Below are 19802 nucleotides of genomic sequence, written 5' to 3' on the forward strand. Positions count from 1 at the left end.
ATGTCGCGGCGCAACCGCCGCGAATGGCGGATCATCCTCTGGATCAGTCTCGCCAGCGCCGTGATCAGCGCCTACTTTGGCTATGCCGTGGCGTCGGCCGACGAACCGCCGATGAGGGGCGCCCTCCAGGGCATTCTCACGTCATTGCTGATCGCCACGCCGATTACGTTCTTCGAGGTGCGGCGCGCACGTATCAACACGCTCGGCTGGATGCGCCGCCTGCCTCTCGCCAGCTATTTCATCGTCAAGGTCGTCTTCTACTGCGTCGTCATCGTCGCGGGCCTGATCCTGTCCCGCCTGCTGATGTCGATCGGCGAGTCGAAGATCGTCATCTTCGATCCGATCTTTCGCAATTCTGTCCTCTTCGCCATCGGCATGTCGGTGTTCGGCAACCTTATCGTCGAGACCGGCCGACTGCTGGGCTTCGGCACGCTGAAGAACCTGCTGGTCGGGCGCTATGCCCAACCCCGAAGCGAGCAGAAGGCTTTCCTGCTGATCGACATGAAGGATTCGACGGGGCTCGCCGAGAGGCTGGGCGCGATCCGCTTCCACGAGCTTCTCAACGCCTTCTTCCGTGACGTCGCCGACGCTTCGTTGGAATGCGACGCGGAGATCCACAAATACGTGGGCGACGAGGTGATCATGACCTGGCCCGCCGGACCCGCCCTCCGCGAGGGCGACTGCCTCGCCTGCCCTTTCCTCGCCCGCAGGTACATCGCCCGAAATGCCGCGCGCTATCGCGACAGGTTCGGGGCCGTCCCGGAGTTCCGCGCGGCGCTGCACTATGGAGAGATCGTTGCTGGCGAAATCGGCGACGTGCGCCGCGAGATCGCCTATGTCGGCGACACGCTGAACGTCGCCGCGCGCCTGCTCGAAGCTTCCAAGAGCCTTCACCGCGACGTGCTGGTGTCGACCGAGTTGCTGGCCCTGGTCCGTCTGCCGACCGACATCGAGGCCGAGAAGCTGCCGACGCTGTCTATTCGCGGTCGCGACGCACCGCTGGAGATTGCCGCGCTATCGCTGCGCGTCGGCCAGGATCAGGTCTGAGGCCTTTTCGCCGATCATCATGCAGGCGGCATTGGTGTTGCCCGACACCAGGGTCGGCATGACGGAGGCGTCGGCGACACGCAGCCCCCGGACGCCCTGCACGCGGAGCTGCGGGTCGACCACCGATCCGGCATCGTGGCCCATGCGGCAGGTGCCGACCGGATGATAGGCCGACTGGCCTTCGCGACGCGCGTAGTCGAGGAAATCCTCGTCGCTCCACACTTCCACGCCCGGCAGCATCTCGTCGGTGATGATGCGGGCCAGGGCGAAGCTGCGGGTGATCCGGCGGGAGAACTTGCCGGCGGCGACGACGGCCCGCCGGTCGGTCTCGGCCGAGAGGTAATTGGCCACGATGGCTGGCGGCGTCGCCGGGTCGCGCGCGGTGATCCTTATATGACCGCGGCTTTCCGGCCTCGACTGGTTGGCAAGAAGGGTGAAGCCGGGAAAAGGATGCGGGCCCTTGTCCATGCGGTCGAGCGACCACGGGAAGAAATGGATCTGCGTGTCGGGCTCCTCCGACTGCGGCAACAGCCGCGCGAAGGCGCCCGCGAAGGCCGGCATTGCCGTCAGCGGACCGACCCTCGCCGCCGCATAGAGGAGTGCCGCGCCGATGCGCCTGTGAAGGGCGCCGAGTTCGTCGTTCAGCGAGATCTGCCACCATGTCCTGTAGGTCGAGCGGATGCAGAAATGGTCCTGCAGGTTCTCGCCGACGCCCGGCAGGTCGCGGACTACGGGGATGCCAAGGGCGGAGAGATGCGCGCCCGCGCCGATGCCCGAAAGCTGCAGGATCTGCGGCGAGCCGATGGCGCCGGCGCACAGGATCACTTCGCTGCGCGCGCGCGCGATCCGGCTCTTGCCGCGAACCTGGTAGGCGACGCCGATGGCACGGCCATCCTCGATCACCACGCGCTCGACCAGAGCCCGGGTCACGACATGGCAGTTCGAGCGGCGGCGCGCCGGCGCGACATAGGCGGTGCCCGTAGAATTGCGCCGGCCGTCGCTTGCCGTGGCGTGATAATAACCGGCGCCGGCCTGCTGCTGCGCGCCGTTGAAGTCCGATGTCGAGGCGAGGCCGACCTCGGTGCAGGCCTCGAGGAACGCGACGCCCAGCTCGTTGGGATAGTTGCCCTGGGTGATCTTGACCGGGCCGCTGCCGCCGTGGAGTTCCGTCTCGCCGCCGGCGTAGGATTCCAGCCGCCTGAAATAGGGCAGGCAATCCTCGAACGACCAGCCCTCGTTGCCCATCTGGCGCCACTGGTCGTAGTCCGAGGCGAGGCCGCGGATATAGACCATGCCGTTGATCGCGCTCGAACCGCCCACGACCTTGCCGCGTGGCCAGTAGATGCGGCGGCCGCCGAGCTGCGCCTCGGGCTGGGTGGAGAATTTCCAGTTGAGGGCGGGGTTGAGGAAGGTCTTGGCGAAGCCGGCCGGGATCGACAGCCAGGGGCTCTTGGCCTCCGGGCCAGCCTCCAGCAACAGGACGGAATGGCGTCCCGTCGCCGTCAGGCGCTCAACGATAGGGCCGCCGGAGGACCCCGCCCCTACGACGACGAAATCAAACTCATCCATCCTTGTGCTTGCTAGGCGACTTCAGCCACGCGAGCAAGCTGCCGAGAATGCCTTTGGGGAGGAAGATGATGAAGAGGACCAGCAGGACGCCGTAAACCAGGTTGTCCCAGCCGACCGCCTTGGTGCCGAAACCGATGCGCAGCACCTCGGCCAGCAGGATGGTGATGATGGCGCCGATCGTGGGTCCCAGCGCCACGTAGATGCCGCCGACCACGGCCGCGAACACCATTTGCAGAGAGACCGCAATTCCGCTGACCGTGTCGGGGGAAATGAACATCTGGTACTGGCCGTAGAGGGCCCCCGCCATCGCCGTCATGACCGCGCTGAGCACGGTGATGCGCAGTTTTTCGGCCGTCACGTTGACGCCCGCGGCGGCGGCGGCGTCCTCGTCCTCGGAGATCGCCTCCATCGCGTACCGGCTCATGCTGCGATCGATCCAGTACCAGATCGCCAGCCCGCCGGCCCAGACGCCGAGCGCGATCAGGTACCACACGACCTTGTCGTCGAATTGCAGGGCCAGGAGGTGGCTGCCCTTGGTGCGCTCCGGCGTGTAGCCCAGCGATCCGCCGGTATAGTCGCGGGTGGCGATGATGATCTGCAGCACGATGCCCGAGAGGGCGAGCGTCACCAGCGCGAAATAGTGGCCGGTGATGCGGAAGCGGAAGCACGGATAGGCCACGACCAGTGCCAGGGCGCCAGCACAGAGCATGGCGGCCGGAATGCCGATCCACGGCGAGACGCCGAGATGGTTCCACAGCAGCGCCGTCACATAGGCGCCGACGCCCATGAAGCCGCCATGGCCCAGCGACACCAGACCGAAGCGCCCCATCATCGACCACGATGTGTAGGCGAACGACCAGATGAGGATCAGCACGAGGATGTGCAGGTGATAAGGGTCGCGATAGACGAAGGGAAGCGCGACCAGCGCCACCAGGCCGATCCCCCAGGCAAGCTGCTTGTTCATGGGCGCTTCGCCAGCAGGCCGGCGGGGCGGATGAACATCATGACGATGAAGAAGGCGAAGGCGAGCACGTAGCCCCATTCGAGGTCGGAGAAGAGGCCGCCCAGCGAGATGATCTCGGCAAAGACGAAGGCGGCGACGAAGCCGCCGACGAAGTTGCCGAGCCCGCCCAGCACGCAGATCAGGAAGGTGATCGGCCCGAACGACAGACCGACGAACGGATGCACGTCGTACTGCAGCACCAGCAGGCAGGCCGCGAGACCCGCGAGGCCGCCGCCCAGCGCCGAGGTCACGAGGTAGATCTTCTTCGTGTCGACGCCCATCAGCGCCATGATCTGGCGGTCCTGTGCGATCGCGCGGATGGCGGTACCGGTGTAGGTTCGCGTCATGAAGAGATAGACCGCGACCATGCCGATCAGCGCCGCGCCAAACGCCAGCAGGCGGGCGTAGCTGAAGTGCATCTCGCCCAGCGCCAGCACCGGCAGGCGGATGCCGAGATTGCGGAAGTCGATGCCGAAGGCGACGGTCGCGAAGCTCTGCAGCACGAACAGCACGCCGCCGGTGGCGAGAAGCTGGTTGATCGGCGGCGCAGAGAGCAGCGGCGCGATCACCAGGAAATGCAGCGCCGCCCCCATCGCCGCGACCAGCAGGATGCAGATCGGCGCCGCGACCCAGTATGGCAGGTGATAGACCGAGAACAGGTAGTACATGCCGTACATCCCGATCATCACCAGCTCGGCGTAGCAGATCCACGTCACGTCGATGACGCCGAAGATCAGGTTGAGGCCGAGCGCCAGCAGGGCCAGCACGCCGCCCAGCAGGATGCCGTTGACCAGCGCTTCAAGCAGGTAGATGTCGAAAATTTCGAGGAATGACCCCATTACCGTCTCCTCATCGGACCGCGGGCCTCCAGGCCCGCCTCATGAGCGGGCCTGGAGGCCCGCGGTCCGTCTGAAACGAACTCAAACACCGAGATAGGCCTGCCGGATGGAATCGTCGGCCAGCAGGTCGGCCGACGTGCCGGAGGCGCGGATCGAGCCGGCCTCCAGCAGATAGGCGCGATCCACGACCTGCAGCACCTGCTGCACGTTCTGCTCGACGATCAGCACCGTGAGGCCACCGGCCCGGATGCGCTTCACCAGCTCGAACACCTGCTGCACCACGACGGGCGCGAGACCCGCCGACGGCTCGTCGAGCAGCAGCAGCTTGGGGTCGCTCATCAGCGCGCGGCCGATGGCGCACATCTGCTGCTCGCCGCCGGACATCGTGCCGGCAAGCTGGTTGCGCCGTTCCTTCATGCGCGGGAACAGGTCGAACACGAAGTCCATGCGCTCGCGGTAGCGGGCGCGCGCCTCGGGCATGAAGGCGCCCATGCGAAGATTGTCCTCGACGCTGAGCCGCGGGAACAGGCGACGGTTCTCCGGCACGTGGGCGATGCCGAGGCTGACGATGCGATGCGCCGCGGTCGTCAGCACGTCGGTACCCTGCATCTTGATCGAGCCCTTGGTCGGGCGGATCAGGCCGGAGATCACGCGCATCAAGGTCGTCTTGCCGGCGCCGTTGGGGCCGATGACACCCACCGCCTCGCCCGCCTTGACGTCGAGGTCGACGCCGAACAGCGCCTGGAACCTGCCGTAGCCGGCGTCGATCGATCGGAGTTCAAGCATGTCGCGACCCCGTCAGCGCTTGGCCGAGCCGGCGGCAGCCGCCGCGGCGGCCGTGGCCTGCGTGGAGTGCGCGTCGGTGCCGAGATAGACCTCGACGACGCGGGGATCGTGCGAGACGTCGCTCGGCAGGCCCTCGGCGATCTTCTCGCCGTGGTCGAGCACCATGACGCGGTCCACCACGCGCATCAGCACGCCCATGATGTGCTCGACCCAGATGATGGTGATGCCGAGTTCGGTGCGGATCTTGCGCAGCATGTCGGCGGCCTGGTCCATCTCGGCCTCGTCGAGACCGCCCAGGCTCTCGTCGGCCAGCAGGAGCTTCGGCCCCGTGGCGATGGCCTTGGCGAGTTCGAGCTTCTTGAGGCCGGCGGCGCCCAGCCCGTCGACGCTGGCCTGGCGATCGGTCGGCAGGCCGACCATGTCGAGCGCCCGCTCGGCGGCTTCCTCGGCCTTGGCCAGGCTGTGGCTGCCCTGGCCGTAATAGCCCGCCAGCGCCACGTTCTCGAAGATGGTGAGGCGACGGAACGGGCGCGGGATCTGGAAGGTGCGCCCGACGCCGCTGTTGATGATGCGGTGCGACGGCAGGCCCGAGATTTCGCGGCCGTCGAACTTGATCGACCCCGCGCTCGGCGGGAACGTCCCCGACAGCATGTTGAAGATCGTGCTTTTTCCCGAGCCGTTCGGGCCGATCAGGCCGAGAATCTCGCCCTGGTCGACCTTGAACGACACGTTGTTCACGGCCGTGAAGCCGCCAAAACGCTTTACCAAACCCTCTACAACCAGCACGGCCCGCCCTCTCCCGTTTGCGGCCGCGGCCTACTGGTTGCTGAAGCCCGAGGTCTTGGGCAGCGGCAGCACCGGCTCGCGCTGCTGCTGGCTCTTCGGCCAGACGACGTAGGACTTGTCGTCGACGTACTGGATGATGACGGGGAACGAGCGCTCGTTCTGGCCGGCGATCGGCGAGCCCTCGCCTGCGAACTTCACGCCGAAGCCCAGCATCGTGCCGCCTTCCGGCAGGTCGACCTCGAGGGCCGCCTTGCGCAGAGCGTCGGGATCGACGCCGCCATGGTTCTTGATGGCGCGCGGCAGGACCTCGGTGAAGAACACGTAGGTGTTCGACGCGGCGATGCCGACGTGGGCGGAGCGGATCGCGACCCCCGGCTTGATCTTGTCGAACTCCTCGCCGACCATCTTGATCACCGGCGGCAGCTTGGGATTGAGGCCGTCGGCCTTGGCCAGCCAGATCGAGATCGGGTCGATGTTGAACACGTAGTTCACATCGCTGCCCATGCCGTCCTTCAGCTTCTCGTAGACGCCGTAGCCCGCGCCGTGGCCGACCAGCGCGCCGAACTTCAGGCCCTGCTCGCGCGCCTGGCGGGCGAACAGCGTGATGTCGGGGTTGTAGCCGGTATGGAAGATCACGTCCGGACGGGCGCGCTTCAGCTTGGTCACCAGCGCCGAAAGATCGGGCGCGGTGGCCGAATAGCCTTCCTTCATGACGATGTTGAAGCCGGCCTTCTTGGAGCCCGCCTCGTTACCCTTCGAGACGTCGACGCCGTAGGAGCCGTCCTCGTGGATGATCGCCACGCGCATGTCCTTCGGTTCCTTGCCGAACTTGGACTTGGCGTGCTTCTCGATCATGTCGGCCGCCATCTGGCCGAACTGCTGGCCCGAAGCCTGCGGGCGGAACGTGTATTTCAGGTTCTTGTTTTCGACCACGCCCGTCGAAATGCAGGTGGTGATCCACATGAAGCTCTTGAGCTGCTCGACGCGGGCCGCCACCGGCACGCATTGCGCCGAGGAGAAGAAGCCCAGCACGAGATTGACCTTCTCCTGCTCGATCAGGCGAACCGCCTCGTTGATGGCGACGTCGGGCTTGCTCTGCGCGTCGGCGTAGACGGCCTCGATCTTGTAGCCCTCGACCCCACCCTGCTTGATGAAGTTGTCGATCATGATCTTGGCGCCGGTGTAGTTCAGCTCCGAGCCGCCGCCGGCCAGCGGGCCGGTCAGGTCGAAGATGACGCCGATCTTGATCTTCTTTTCCTGGGCCTGGGCGGAGACCGCCATGCCCAACGCCGCGACGGCGGCGATTGCCCCCCCCAGAATGCGGACAGCCCTACGCACGAGCATAAACTCCTCCCATAACTTTTAATATTTCTTGTCCCCATCACAGGGAACACGGGAGGTTCTGTCAAGCGTTTCGCGTCAGCGATCTTCTCCCGGCGTTAGAATCTCGAACATCATTCCCGACGGCGGATCCATCATCGCAAACAGCGCGCCGAGCTTCGGGATCTCTCCTTCGAGCTTCAGCGCACCGCTCGCCAGCGCATCGGGAATGGTGAGCTTGCGCATCACGATCTGGTCCATCGTCGCGCGCGTCGTCGTCACCGAAACGTCGGCCTTGGCCGCCGTCTCGCCCATGCGATGCGTGAGCGTGCTGTGCTTGAGCGTCAGCGCCAGCGTCTCGTTGCGATCGGTGAAGCGCCAGTTGACGACCAGCGACTGCCCCGCCGCCTTCGCAGCATCGAGGCGGATCGCCATCAGGTCGAAGAAGACGTCGCTGGTCAGGCCCGCCAACGTGTCGGCGCCCATGCCAGGACGCACCGGCATCTGGAAGACGCCATGGCGCAATTCCTGCGCGCCATAGAGGAAGGCGTTGCGCCAGGTCGCCGACTCCGCCTGGTAGCCCATCTGCTCCAGCGCATCGGCGCAGAGCGCGCGGGCTTCCTTGTTGCCGGGCTCGGCGTAGACGACCTCCTTCATCACCTGGGCGACCCAACGGAACTCGCCCTTGGCGAAGTCGGCGCGCGCCTTCTCCATCACCGCGGCCGCGCCGCCCATGTATTCGACGAACTTCCGCGCCGCCGGCGCCGGCGGCAGCGGATGCAGGTTGCACGGGTTGCCGTCGTACCAAGAGAGATAACGCTGGTAGACCGCCTTAACGTTATGGCTGACCGAGCCGTAATAGCCGCGCACCGACCAGCGCTCGGCGAGGCCCGGCGGCAGGTCGATCACCTCGGCGATCTCGGCCGGCCGCCAGCCGCGATTCATGTAGCGTAGCGTCTGGTCGTGGATGTGCTTGTAGAGGTCGCGCTGCGCCTCGAGGTAGTCGATGATCTTGCTGTTGCCCCAGGTCGGCCAGTGATGCTGGCCGATCAGGATCATCGTCTTGGGCCCGTACATCGCGATCGCGTCGCCGATATACTTGGCCCAGATGCGCGGATCGCGCGCCACCGCGCCGCGCAGCGGGATGAAGTTGTGCAGCAACGGGCAGGCATTCTCCGCCATGTTGAGCACGCCGAGCTGCGGATAGAACATGTGCATCTCGGCCGGCGCCTCGGTCTCGGGCGCGAGCTGGAAGACGATCTCGATGCCGTCGATCGTATGCGTCTCGACCGCCTTCTCGATCGACTGCGTCGGCGCGATCAGGCCCGGCGTGCCGCGCGCCACGCTCTTGCCGAGGCCGGCATCGACTTGGCCGCGCGCGCCGCGCGGCAGCATCGTACCGAACTGAAACTGCGCGCGCCGCGACATCGGCGGTCCCGCCAGCACGTTCTCGCCCGAGATCGCTTCCATGAAGCCCGCCGGCGCGATCACCCGTGCCTTGCCCGCCTTCACGTCAGCCTCGTCGACCACGCCACGCACGCCGCCGTAATGGTCGATATGGCTGTGCGTGTAGATGACGGCGACCACCGGCTTGCGCGGCCGGTGCGCGTAATAGAGGTCGAGTGCGGCGCGAGAAACCTCGGCGGTGGTCAGCGGGTCGATCAGGATGAGGCCGCTGTCGCCCTCGATCACCGTCATGTTGGCGATGTCGAAGCCGCGCAGTTGGTAGAGCCGGTCCGTGACCTTGAACAGGCCGTTGGCAAGGTTGAGCCGCGCCATGCGCCACAGGCTGGGATTGACCGTGTTGGGCGCCAGCTCGCCGTCGATGAAGGCGTATTCGCCCAGGTTCCACAGCACCGTGCCGCCGCCGGTGCGCACGATCCCTTCCGGCACTTCGGCGATCAGGCCGCGCTTGGCCATGTCGAAGTCCGCCGTGTTGCCGAAGGGCAGACGCGCCGCCATCGCCTCGTTGGCGGCTCTGGTTGCGGGTTCGGCGTCGCGGGCGGCGTCGAGATGGGAGGAAGGAACCGGTACGGACGACGCGGACGCCATGAACTTTAACCCTCAGCCTTGATGTCGTTTTCCTTGACCACCCTGGTCCAGCGCTCGGTCTCGGACTTCACCCGATCGAGATAGGCCTGTGGCGTGCTGCCCGTCGTGAAGAAGCCGAGTTCGGCGAACTTCTTCTTCACCGCCGGGTCTTTGAGCGTTTCGAGACAAAGCTCATTCAGTCTCTCGACGATGGGCGCCGGCAGGCCGGCCGGTCCCACGAGTCCGAAGAAGGCCGCGCTTTCGAGGTCCTTCATGCCAAGCTCGGCCACGGTCGGCACGTCGGGGCAGACGGTCGAGCGTTCGGGCGAAGCCACGGCAATGCCGGTCAGGCGGCCGGCCGCGACATGCGTGCCGGTCGGCATCACCACGTCGACCATGATCGGCACGTGGCCGCCCATGACGTCGCGCAACGCATCGGCCGCGCCCTTGTAGGTGACGCTCTCGAGGTTGAGCTTGTTACGCGTGCGGAACAGCTCGCCCCACAGATGCGGCTGGTTGCCCATGCCCGACGTGGCGTAACGCACGCGCTGCGGTTGCTTGTTCACGTACTCGGCGAACTCGGCATAGTTCTTCGCGGGCAAGGTCTTGCTGTCGATCGCCAGGAGATCGGGGATGTCGACCAGGGTCGAGATCATCTGGAAATCCTTCAGCGGATCGAACGGCTGCTTCAGGCCGAGCGCCACGTTGGTCGCCATCGTGGCCGCGCCCAGCAGCAGCGTGTTGCCGTCGGGCTTGGCCTTCGCGACCACGTCCATGCCGATGATGGTGTTGCCGCCGCCCTTGTTCTCGACGATCACCTGCTGGCCGAGCAGTCCCGTCAGCTTCTCGGCGACGATGCGCCCGGCCGCGTCGGTCGAGCCACCGGCCACGTAAGGAACAACGAGCTTGATGGGCTGGTTGGGCCAGGCCTGTGCCCGGACCGCGGAAGCACCGACAATCGTCCAGCCGGCGGCGCCCGCCAGCACAACACGTCTTTTCAGCATGATGAAACGCTAACCCTCGACCTTGATATTGTTGTCCTTGACCACCTTGGTCCACCGCTCGGTCTCGAACTTGAGCTTCTCGAGATAGGCCTCGGGGGTGCTGCCGGTCATGAAGAAGCCCAGCTCGCTGTACTTCTTGATGACCTCGGGATCCTTGACGATCTGCTGCACCAGCCCGTTCAGCCGGTCGACGATCGGGCGCGGCACGCCGGCCGGCGCCACGATGCCGTAGAACACCGCACTCTCCATGTCCTTCATGCCGATCTCTGCCACCGTCGGCACATCGGGGCAGATGGTCGAGCGCTGCGCGGAAGCCACGACGATGCCGGTCATGCGGCCCGCGGCGACATGGTTGCCCGTCGGCAGCACGACGTCGATGATCACCGGCACATGGCCGCCCATCACGTCGCGCAGCGTGTCGGCCACGCCCTTGTAGGCGACATTCTCCATCTTGAGCCCGGTGCGGGCGCGGAACAGCTCGCCCCACAGATGCGGCTGGTTGCCGACGCCGGAGGTGCCGTAACGCACCTTCTGCGGCTGCTTGTTCACCCATTCGATGAACTCGGCGTAATTGCGGACCGGCACGTCCTTGTTGACGGCGATCATGTCGGGAATGTCCGCGACAGTGGAGATCGGCTGGAAGTCCTTCAGCGGATCGTAGGGCTGCTTGAGGCCAAGCGCCGCATTGGTCGCCAGTGTCGTGGTGCCGAGCAGCAGCGTATGGCCGTCGGGCTTGGACTTGGCCACCACTTCCATGCCGATGATGGTGTTGCCGCCACCCCGGTTCTCGACGATCACCTGCTGGCCGAGCAGCGCGCCCATCTTCTCGGCGACGATGCGGCCGGCGGTATCGGTCGCACCGCCCGGAATATAAGGAACGACGATGCGGATCGGCTGGCTGGGCCAGGCCTGGGCGCGGACCGCTGAAGCGCCGACGATCGTCCAGCCGGCGGCTCCCGCCAGCACAGTGCGTCTCTTGAGCATTGCGTCCACCCTTCCTCTTTATCGTTGCGGGAAGGATCGCAAACGCAAGACGGCCGCGCAATCAGGCGCGGCCGTCGATTCTTATTGCAGTGAACCCTGTCTATTCGGCGGGCTTGGGCGCCGCCGCGATCGTGTGCACGTCCTTCTCGCTGGGCAGCATCGACAGAGCCAGGAACGAGCAGAAAGCGACGCCCGCCAGCACCGAGAGCAGCACGGGGAAGCCTGCGTCCTTCACCAGCGGACCGATCAGCGCCACGACGAACGAGCTGACGCCGAACCCGATCGCCAGGCGAACGCCGGTGACCCGGCTGCGCATGCGGTCGTCGATGTAGCGCACGATCATCGCGTCGGTGAACGGGATGGCGCCGAACACCAGCAGCATGAAGGCGATGGCCGTCAAGAACAGCGCCCAGCCCTGCACCTGCGAGGCGATCAGGAACAGCGGCACCTGCAGCAGCACGATCGGCAGGTAGATGTTCTTCAGCGGATAGCGGTCGATCAGCTTGCCGACCACGAGCTGTGCCAGCGAGGCCAGCGAGAAGATGATGAACAGCATGGTGGCCAGCATCGTCGGATCCTGCGCGATGCTCTTGGCGCGGTTGGCTAAAAGCTCGCCGTTTCCGTTGGTCGTGAAATTGAAGATGATGCTGCCGGTCACCGCGGTGAAGGTCATGATCGCGAACACGCGCGCCATCACCGACGGCGGCAGGTCGAGCATCTTGGCCTTGCGCTTGGCCGGAGCCTCTTCCTCGCGCGGCACCAGCAGGACGAAGGCCGCGGCGCAGACCAGGCAGATCACACCCGGGATGATGAACGCCGCCTGCCAGCCGAAGCGCTGGGCGATATAGACCGACAGGCCCGCCGCGATCGCGATGCCCATGTTGCCGGCCAGACCGTTCACGCCGATCGTGAAGCCGGGGTTCTTGGCCTTCTGGACCAGCATCGGGATGCCGACCGGGTGATAGATCGAGGCGAAGGCGCCCATCAGGGTCAGCGCCGCGCCGATCTGCCACTTGTTGGTGCAGAGCGCGATGATCAGGGCCGAGACGCCCATGCCGACGAAGAAGATCACCATCATGATCCAGCGGCCCCAATGGTCGCCGAGGCGGCCGCTGACGATCGAGCCCGCGCCGAACATGAAGAGTGCGCCGTAGTTGAACGGCGTGAGCTCGGTCCACTCCACGCCCCAGACGCCGGCGATGACGCCCCAGGAATAGGCGAAGACCACCAGGATCCAGTGATCCATGGCGTGGCCGATGTTGAGCAGGATCGAGGTGGGACTTCCGTGGCTCATCTTGTTGGTTCCTCCAGACCTGACAGAGTAGGCGTGGCCGGCCTGTCTGTCTTGCGCTAGATTGCCAACCAATGTCGCAAAACCGCCAAGCCGATCCGCGCTCGACCAATCCCGAGGACTACCAGCGGGTGCCGCGGGCCGTCGCGGCGATGCCCAAGGACTTCGCCAACGGCTACGAAATCGCACCGCATCGCCATCGCCGCGCCCAGCTCATCTACGCCACGGTCGGCACGATGCGCATTTCGACCGAGGCCGCGGTCTGGGTAGTCCCGCCGCAGCGCGCTTTGTGGATGCCGCCGGGCGTGCGCCATTCCATCGTGATGTCGGGCGACGTCACGATGCGCACTCTCTATCTGCGCCAGGATGCGGCGGCCGGCATGCCCGACGTCTGCCGGGTGCTGCACATCTCTCCCCTGCTGCGCGAGTTGATCGTGCGGGCGACCGAGCTGCCGGTGCATTACGACGAGCGCGGCGCGGCCGGCCATGTCGTGGCGTTGATCCTCGACGAGCTGCACCACGAACCGTCCCTGCCGCTTCATCTCCCGATGCCGCGAGACAAGCGCCTGCATCGCCTCTGTTCGGCACTGCTCGCCCATCCGGGCGACCAGCGCACGCTGGAAGACTGGGCGGGCTCGGCGAATGCCAGCCCGCGCACACTGGCCCGATTGTTCGTGACGGAAACCAGCCTGACGTTCGGCGCGTGGCGCCAGCAGGCGCGCGTGCTCGAAGCGATGGGGCGTCTCAGCGGTGGCCAGGCCGTGACGGACGTCGCACTCGACCTTGGCTACGACAGCGTCAGCGCCTTCAGCGCGATGTTCCGCAGAGCGTCAGGAGTATCCCCAAGTGCTTATCGACCGGCGCGCTAAAAGCCCTGTGTGTTGTGAGGGGATTTTGCACGGTATTGCAAATGGTTAGCAAAGAAGATTGCTTGACGCTGAATGGTAATAATCCCCCAATGCGCCCCCTGTTTAGGGTAATCTAAATCGTCGTTTACCGGAGTGTGTCGCTGCTCCCCGCCGCCGCCTGGAGTTTATGTTGAAGCCGACCGATATCGCCAATCCCGACTACTTCCATAAGGTCGTCGATTGCCAATGGGCGTGTCCTGCTCATACGCCCGTCCCTGAGTACATCAGGCTGATCGCGCACGGACGCTATTCCGATGCGTACATGATCAACTGGAAATCCAACGTCTTCCCGGGAATCCTGGGCCGGACCTGCGATCGCCCCTGCGAGCCGGCTTGCCGGCGCAGCCGCGTCGAGGACGAGACCCTGGTGAAGGGCAAGAAGGAGCCGGTTGCGATCTGCCGCCTGAAGCGCGTCGCCGCCGACTACAAGGACGATGAGGACATCAACGCCAAGATGCCCAAGGCGCCGGAGAAGAACGGCCGCCGCATCGCCTGCATCGGTGGCGGCCCCTCGTCCCTCACCGTGACGCGCGACCTTGCGGTGCTGGGCTACGAGATCGTCATCTACGACCAGGATCCCAAGCTCGGCGGCTTCATCCGCACGCAGATTCCGCACTTCCGTCTTCCTGAGTCGGTGATCGACCAGGAGGTCGGCTACATCACCGGCATCGGCAACGTCGAGTTCCGCCATCAACGCGTCGACTCGCTGAAGGCCGTGCTGGCCGAAGGCTACGACGCGGTGTTCGTCGGTTCCGGCGCGCCGCGCGGCCGCGACCTCGACGTGCCCGGCCGCAAGGAAGCGGCCGCCAACATCCATATCGGCCTCGACTGGCTGTCGTCGGTCTCGTTCGGCCACATCACCAAGGTCGGCAAGCGCGTGATCGTGCTGGGCGGCGGCAACACCGCGATGGACTGCTGCCGCACCGCTCGTCGCCTCGGCGGCGACGACGTGAAGGTGATCGTCCGCTCCGGCTTCGACGAGATGAAGGCGTCGCCGTGGGAGAAGGAAGACGCGATCGGCGAGGACATTCCCATCCTCAACATGCTCGTACCGAAGGAAGTCCGCCACGAGGGCGGCAAGATCCAGGGTGTGCTGTTCGAGAAGGTGGTCGCCAAGTACGACGACAAGGGCCGCCGTTCGCTGGTCCCGTCGGGCGAGCCCGACGAGTTCCACGAGTGCGACGACGTGCTGGTCGCGATCGGCCAGGAGAACGCCTTCCCGTGGATCGAGAAGGACGCCGGCATCGAGTTCGACAAGTGGGGCCTGCCCCAGCTCAACGAAGCGACCTTCGCCAGCACGCATCCGAAGGTGTTCTTCGGCGGCGACGCGGCGTTCGGCCCGAAGAACATCATCTGGGCGGCCGCGCACGGCCACGACGCGGCGATCTCCATCCACAAGATGCTGATCGGCGAGAACCCCGAGGATCGCCCCGCCCCCGGCGTGAACATCGCCAGCCAGAAGATGGGCATCCACGAGTGGAGCTACGACAACGCTCCGACCATCGACCATCGCCTGAAGGTCCCGCATCGCCCCAAGCAGGAAGCGCTGAAGGACATCATGGCCGAGGTCGAGCTGGGCTTCGATCCGCAGCTCGCCTTCAAGGAAGCGCAGCGCTGCCTGAACTGCGACGTCCAGACGGTGTTCAGCGGCCAGCTCTGCATCGAATGCGACGCCTGCGTCGACATCTGCCCGATGGACTGCATCACCTTCACCGAGAACGCCGACGAGAAGGAGCTGCGCCACCACCTGACGGCGCCGGCGATGAACCCGACCCAGGACCTCTATATCGGCGACGGCCTGAAAACCCAGCGCGTGATGGTCAAGGACGAGGACGTCTGCCTGCACTGCGGGCTGTGCGCCGAGCGTTGCCCCACCGGCGCGTGGGACATGCGCAAGTACTACACTGAAATGACTCACGCGGGGCACGCATGCCACAAGCAATAGCCGCCGTTAACGACTTCGTCGTCAAGTTCGCGAACGTCAACGGATCCGGATCGGCCTCGGCCAACGAACTCTTCGCCCGGTCGATCCTGCGCATGGGCGTGCCCGTCAGCCCGCGCAACATCTTCCCCTCTAACATCCAGGGTCTTCCGACCTGGTACGAGGTCCGCGTCACCGAGAAGGGTTATCTCGGTCGTCGTGGCGGCGTCGACATGATGGTCGCCATGAACCCGCAGACCTGGGCCGAGGACGTGAAGGAAATCACGCCCGGCGGCTACCTGTTCTACGATTCGACCAAGCCGATGCCGGCGTCGATGTTCCGCGAGGACATCAACGTGATCGGCGTGCCGCTGACGGCGATCACCAACGCCACCTACACCGACGCCCGCCAGCGCCAGTTGTTCAAGAACATCATCTATGTCGGCGCGCTCTCGGTGCTGCTAGACATCGACGAGAAGCAGATCCAGCGGCTGTTCAGCGAGCAGTTCAAGGGCAAGGAAAAGCTAATCGACTCCAACGTCAAGGCGATGAACCTCGGCCGTGACTGGGTGAAGCAGCACATCGATCCCGACCTGGTGAAGATCAAGGTCAAGCATGCCGACAATGTCGGCGACCGCATCTTCGTCGAGGGCAACAGCGCGGCCGCGCTCGGCGCCGTCTACGGCGGCGCCACGGTCTGCGCCTGGTATCCCATCACGCCGTCCTCGTCGCTGGCCGAGGCCTTCCAGGCCCATTGCAAGAAGCTCCGCCACGACAAGGAGACCGGCAAGGCCAAGTACGCGATCGTGCAGGCCGAGGACGAGCTCGCCTCGATCGGCATGGTGATCGGCGCCGCCTGGAACGGCGCGCGCTCCTTCACCGCGACCTCCGGCCCCGGCATCTCGCTGATGACCGAGTTCATCGGCCTCGCCTACTTCGCCGAAGTCCCGGCGGTGCTGGTCAACGTGCAGCGTGGCGGTCCCTCGACCGGCATGCCGACGCGCACGCAGCAGTCGGACCTGCTGGGCTGCGCCTACGCCTCGAACGGCGACACCAAGCACGTGCTGCTGTTCCCCGAGGATCCGCGCGAGTGCTTCGAGTTCACCGCCGACGCGCTCGACCTCGCCGACCGCCTGCAGACGCCGATCTTCGTCATGACCGATCTCGACATCGGCATGAACCATCGGCTGTGCAAGCCGTTCGCCTGGGACGAGAACCGCGATCTCGACCGCGGCAAGGTGATGACCGCCGAGGATCTCGACGCGGGCAAGACCTTTGGCCGCTACCTCGACGTCGACGGCGACGGCATCCCGTTCCGCACCTATCCGGGCACGCACCCGACCAAGGGCTCCTACTTCACGCGCGGCACGACCAAGGACGAGTTCGCGCGCTACTCGGAGGAAGGCCCGGTCTATGTGCGCAACATGGAACGGCTGCAGAAGAAGTGGGAGACCGCGAAGAAGATCGCGCCGCAGCCGCTGCGCTATTCCTCGCCCAAGCCGACCCGCTTCGGCGTGATCTATTTCGGCTCGACCAGCCCGGCGATGGACGAGGCGCTCGACCATCTCGAGGCCGAGGGCCATCACGTCAACGCGCTGCGTGTGCGGTCCTTCCCGTTCGCGCAGAGTGTCGAGGACTTCATCCACGAGCACGACCGCGTGTTCATCGTGGAGCAGAACCGCGACGGCCAACTCCGCATCATGCTGATGGGCGAATACACGCTCGACGCCCGCAAGCTCGTCCCGGTGCTGCACTATGACGGCACGCCGATCACGGCACGCTTCATCGCCGGCGACATCGCCAAGAAGCTCAGTCAGTTCAAGGTTGTCTCCTTCGACAAGGCCGCGTCATGACCTACATCGCCAAGCCCCGGCTCCATCACCCTTCGCTGGTCAAGAACAAGGCGGGCTTCACCCGCCGCGACTACGAGGGCGCCGTCTCGACGCTGTGCGCCGGTTGCGGCCACGACTCGATCAGCGCCGCGATCATCCAGGCCTGCTACGAACTCGACATCCTGCCCCACCAGGTGGCGAAGCTCTCGGGCATCGGCTGCTCGTCGAAGTCGCCGACCTACTTCGTGGGCGCCAGCCACGGCTTCAACACCGTGCACGGCCGCATGCCGTCGGTAATGACCGGCGCCAACCTGGCCAACCGCGACCTGATCTACATGGGCGTGTCGGGCGACGGCGACTCCGCCTCGATCGGCCTCGGCCAGTTCGCCCACGTCATGCGGCGCGGCGTGAACATGACCTACATCGTCATGAACAACGGCGTGTACGGCCTCACCAAGGGCCAGTTCTCCGCCACCGCCGACAAGGGCTCGATCAGCAAGAAGGGCGTCTCGAACCCCGACTCCTCGATCGACATGGTGTCGCTCGCCATCCTGATGGGCGCCACCTTCGTCGGCCGCTCTTTCTCGGGCGACAAGCACCAGCTCGTGCCGCTCATCAAGGCGGCGATGGACCACAAGGGCGCGGCCTTCCTCGACGTCATCAGCCCCTGCGTGGCCTTCAACAACCATCCGGGCTCGACCAAGAGCTACGACTATGTGCGCGAGCACAACGAGGCGCTGAACCGCATCGACTTCATCGAGACCCGCGAGGAGATCACCACCGACTACGAGCCGGGCTCCATGAAGATCGTGCAGCAGCACGACGGCTCGCTCCTGCGCCTGCGCAAGCTCGGCGAGGAGTACGATCCGTCCGACAAGGTCTCGGCGATGAAGCGCATCCAGGAAGGCATGCATGCCGGCGAGGTCGTGACCGGCCTGCTCTACGTCGACCCGACGCCGAGCGACCTGCACGCCAACCTCAACACGGTCGACGTGCCCCTGAACACGCTGAACGCTCCTGAACTCTGCCCGGGCACCTCGGCACTCGACAAGATCAACGCGAGCCTGCGCTAGTCCGCACGCCGAAAGCAAAGAGCGCGCGTCCCTCAGGGGCGCGCTCTTTTGATTCGGGAGTCTTTCGGGCGAAGAAAAATCGGCTTCCTCCCCATTCAAATGGGGAGGTGTCGTCGTCTTAAGACGACGGAGGGGTCATAGGTTTGCGACGCCATGACCCCATCGCCCCGTATGACGGGACACTTCCCCATTTGAATGGGGAAGCAAGCGAGGCGTGATCGTTCAACCCGTTTCAGAAAGGCCTCTAAAGGTCGACCCTTTCCTCGGCGACCGACTTGCGCTTCTCCATGTTGAAACGGCCGGCGTAGATTGGACGTTCGCCGGTCGTCGGGCCGGGATACTGCACGATCAGGATCTCGCCGCCGGTCTCGGTCTTGAACTCGCCCTCGAAGTGCGGGTCGGGGTGATAGAGCATCGTGCCCGCCGGGCACGTGCGGCCGTCGATCACGAACTCGCCCTTCAGCACCAGCCAAACCTGCGCAAAGCCGTGATAGTGCTCGGGATGATAGGCGCCCGGCTCCAGCCGCAGGATGCCGGCATTGGGCTGCGTCGGATCCTCGGGCCGGGGATGGAACAGCATCTTGCCGGTCTCGCCCGGCCAGCGGATCGTCTCCCATTCGATCTCGTCGAGATGGCGCACCTGGTAGGCCTTGTGGTCGCGGCGCGAGGCCTCGCGCGTCGTGTCCAGCGCGGCATTGGCCGCCGCCGTGTCGGGAACGTGCTTGCTCATGGCTTGCTTTCCTCCTTCGGTTTTTTCTCTTTGAGTCCCGGTGCCGAGAGATGCCACCAGTCCGGCACGTTCGCCGCCTCGGCCGGCCGCGCGACCGACATCAGCACATGCGCCTGCCCGCGCCCGGCATTCTCGGCGCGGTGCGGCTGCTGCGAATCGATCAGGATGCCGTCGCCGGCCTTCAGCCGGTACGTCGCCTCGCCGACATGGAACAGCACCTCCCCCGACAGCACGTAGCAATGCTCCTGGCCGGGATGGGACACCGTCGCTTCCATGCCCTTGGCGCGCGGGAAGACGAGGTGGAAGACCTCCATGCGGTCGAGCGGCGCGCCGCCGCCGAGATGGCGCCAGCGATAACCCGTCGCCGCAACCTCCTCGAGATCGCCACCCTCGGCGCGATGCACCGCCACCCGCGTCATCGCCGGCGCGCCCTCGTTGGGAAACAGCTCGTGCATGCCGAGTCCCAGCACCTCGGCAAGCTGGATCAGGTTGGCGATCGAGGCCGCGGCCTGTCCTCGCTCGAGCTTCGAGAGGAACCCTTCGGAGACGCCCGCGCGGCCCGCGACGTTGGCCAGGGTGAGGCCCGCACCGGTCCGCGCCGCGCGCAGGCGGCGGCCGATGTCTCGTGTCGTCCGGGCGATCTTGTCCATGGCGGGGAGGCTAGCCCGGACTTTCCTG

At 65.6% G+C, this 19802-nt stretch carries 17 protein-coding genes; 5 read left to right on the plus strand and 12 right to left on the minus strand.

The annotated features are described in order from the left end of the window. Positions 1-1047, plus strand: coding sequence for an adenylate/guanylate cyclase domain-containing protein (locus AC1RP5_RS14880; protein WP_493111718.1), 1047 nt, complete (start codon positions 1-3; stop codon positions 1045-1047). Here AC1RP5_RS14880 and AC1RP5_RS14885 read toward each other — a convergent pair. The 10 genes from AC1RP5_RS14885 to AC1RP5_RS14930 form a co-directional block, all read right to left on the minus strand. Beyond that, positions 1015-2616, minus strand: coding sequence for a GMC family oxidoreductase (locus AC1RP5_RS14885; protein WP_493111720.1), 1602 nt, complete (start codon positions 2614-2616; stop codon positions 1015-1017). The genes AC1RP5_RS14880 and AC1RP5_RS14885 overlap by 33 nt on opposite strands. Beyond that, a complete protein-coding gene (locus tag AC1RP5_RS14890) occupies positions 2609-3580 on the minus strand; it encodes a branched-chain amino acid ABC transporter permease (protein WP_493111722.1) in 972 nt (323 codons plus the stop codon). The genes AC1RP5_RS14885 and AC1RP5_RS14890 overlap by 8 nt, the downstream gene beginning before the upstream one ends. After that, on the minus strand, positions 3577-4458 hold the full coding sequence (locus AC1RP5_RS14895) for a branched-chain amino acid ABC transporter permease (protein ID WP_493111723.1): 882 nt from the start codon (positions 4456-4458) through the stop codon (positions 3577-3579). The genes AC1RP5_RS14890 and AC1RP5_RS14895 overlap by 4 nt, the downstream gene beginning before the upstream one ends. An 81-nt stretch (positions 4459-4539) precedes the next feature. After that, positions 4540-5244: an ABC transporter ATP-binding protein gene (locus AC1RP5_RS14900; protein ID WP_493111725.1), complete on the minus strand. Its 705-nt coding sequence runs from the start codon at positions 5242-5244 to the stop codon at positions 4540-4542. 12 nt (positions 5245-5256) lie between these two features. Next, entirely contained in the window at positions 5257-6030 is a 774-nt protein-coding gene (locus tag AC1RP5_RS14905) for an ABC transporter ATP-binding protein (RefSeq protein ID WP_493111727.1), read from the minus strand. 30 nt (positions 6031-6060) lie between these two features. After that, positions 6061-7374 (minus strand): ABC transporter substrate-binding protein, encoded by a 1314-nt coding sequence (locus tag AC1RP5_RS14910; RefSeq protein WP_493111729.1) that lies wholly within the window; start codon positions 7372-7374, stop codon positions 6061-6063. A 75-nt stretch (positions 7375-7449) separates the two neighbouring features. Then, positions 7450-9402: an alkyl/aryl-sulfatase gene (locus AC1RP5_RS14915; RefSeq protein WP_493111730.1), complete on the minus strand. Its 1953-nt coding sequence runs from the start codon at positions 9400-9402 to the stop codon at positions 7450-7452. 5 nt (positions 9403-9407) lie between these two features. Then, the gene (locus AC1RP5_RS14920; RefSeq protein ID WP_493111731.1) at positions 9408-10385 is read right to left on the minus strand and encodes a Bug family tripartite tricarboxylate transporter substrate binding protein; all 978 of its coding nucleotides are present in this window, start codon (positions 10383-10385) and stop codon (positions 9408-9410) included. Between the two features lie 9 nt (positions 10386-10394). Then, a complete protein-coding gene (locus tag AC1RP5_RS14925) occupies positions 10395-11369 on the minus strand; it encodes a Bug family tripartite tricarboxylate transporter substrate binding protein (protein ID WP_493111732.1) in 975 nt (324 codons plus the stop codon). Positions 11370-11469: 100 nt separating this feature from the next. Further along, complete coding sequence (locus tag AC1RP5_RS14930) at positions 11470-12663, minus strand: MFS transporter (RefSeq protein ID WP_493111733.1); 1194 nt, start codon at positions 12661-12663, stop codon at positions 11470-11472. 71 nt (positions 12664-12734) lie between these two features. Here AC1RP5_RS14930 and AC1RP5_RS14935 point away from each other — a divergent pair, with 71 nt between their 5' ends. The 4 genes from AC1RP5_RS14935 to AC1RP5_RS14950 all read left to right on the plus strand — a co-directional run bounded on the left by AC1RP5_RS14935 (position 12735) and on the right by AC1RP5_RS14950 (position 18394). Further along, positions 12735-13529: an AraC family transcriptional regulator gene (locus tag AC1RP5_RS14935; RefSeq protein WP_493111735.1), complete on the plus strand. Its 795-nt coding sequence runs from the start codon at positions 12735-12737 to the stop codon at positions 13527-13529. Positions 13530-13698: 169 nt separating this feature from the next. Then, the gene (locus AC1RP5_RS14940; RefSeq protein ID WP_493113369.1) at positions 13699-15513 is read left to right on the plus strand and encodes an FAD-dependent oxidoreductase; all 1815 of its coding nucleotides are present in this window, start codon (positions 13699-13701) and stop codon (positions 15511-15513) included. Further along, positions 15498-17342, plus strand: a complete 1845-nt coding sequence (locus AC1RP5_RS14945; RefSeq protein ID WP_493111737.1) for a 2-oxoacid:acceptor oxidoreductase subunit alpha — start codon at positions 15498-15500, stop codon at positions 17340-17342. The genes AC1RP5_RS14940 and AC1RP5_RS14945 overlap by 16 nt, the downstream gene beginning before the upstream one ends. Continuing rightward, entirely contained in the window at positions 17339-18394 is a 1056-nt protein-coding gene (locus AC1RP5_RS14950) for a 2-oxoacid:ferredoxin oxidoreductase subunit beta (RefSeq protein ID WP_493111738.1), read from the plus strand. The genes AC1RP5_RS14945 and AC1RP5_RS14950 overlap by 4 nt, the downstream gene beginning before the upstream one ends. Before the next feature lie 244 nt (positions 18395-18638). Here the strand turns inward: AC1RP5_RS14950 and AC1RP5_RS14955 are convergent, their stop codons facing one another. Together AC1RP5_RS14955 and AC1RP5_RS14960 are read right to left on the minus strand one after the other, a co-directional pair. Next, positions 18639-19124, minus strand: coding sequence for a cupin domain-containing protein (locus tag AC1RP5_RS14955; protein WP_493111740.1), 486 nt, complete (start codon positions 19122-19124; stop codon positions 18639-18641). Next, positions 19121-19774 carry a helix-turn-helix domain-containing protein gene (locus AC1RP5_RS14960; protein ID WP_493111742.1) on the minus strand — a complete coding sequence of 218 codons (654 nt, stop codon included), beginning with the start codon at positions 19772-19774 and terminating at the stop codon, positions 19121-19123. Before AC1RP5_RS14960 ends, AC1RP5_RS14955 begins: the two co-directional genes overlap by 4 nt. Positions 19775-19802: the final 28 nt, after the last annotated feature.

The sequence above is a fragment of the Reyranella sp. GW821-FHT12G01 genome, from assembly GCF_058806575.1.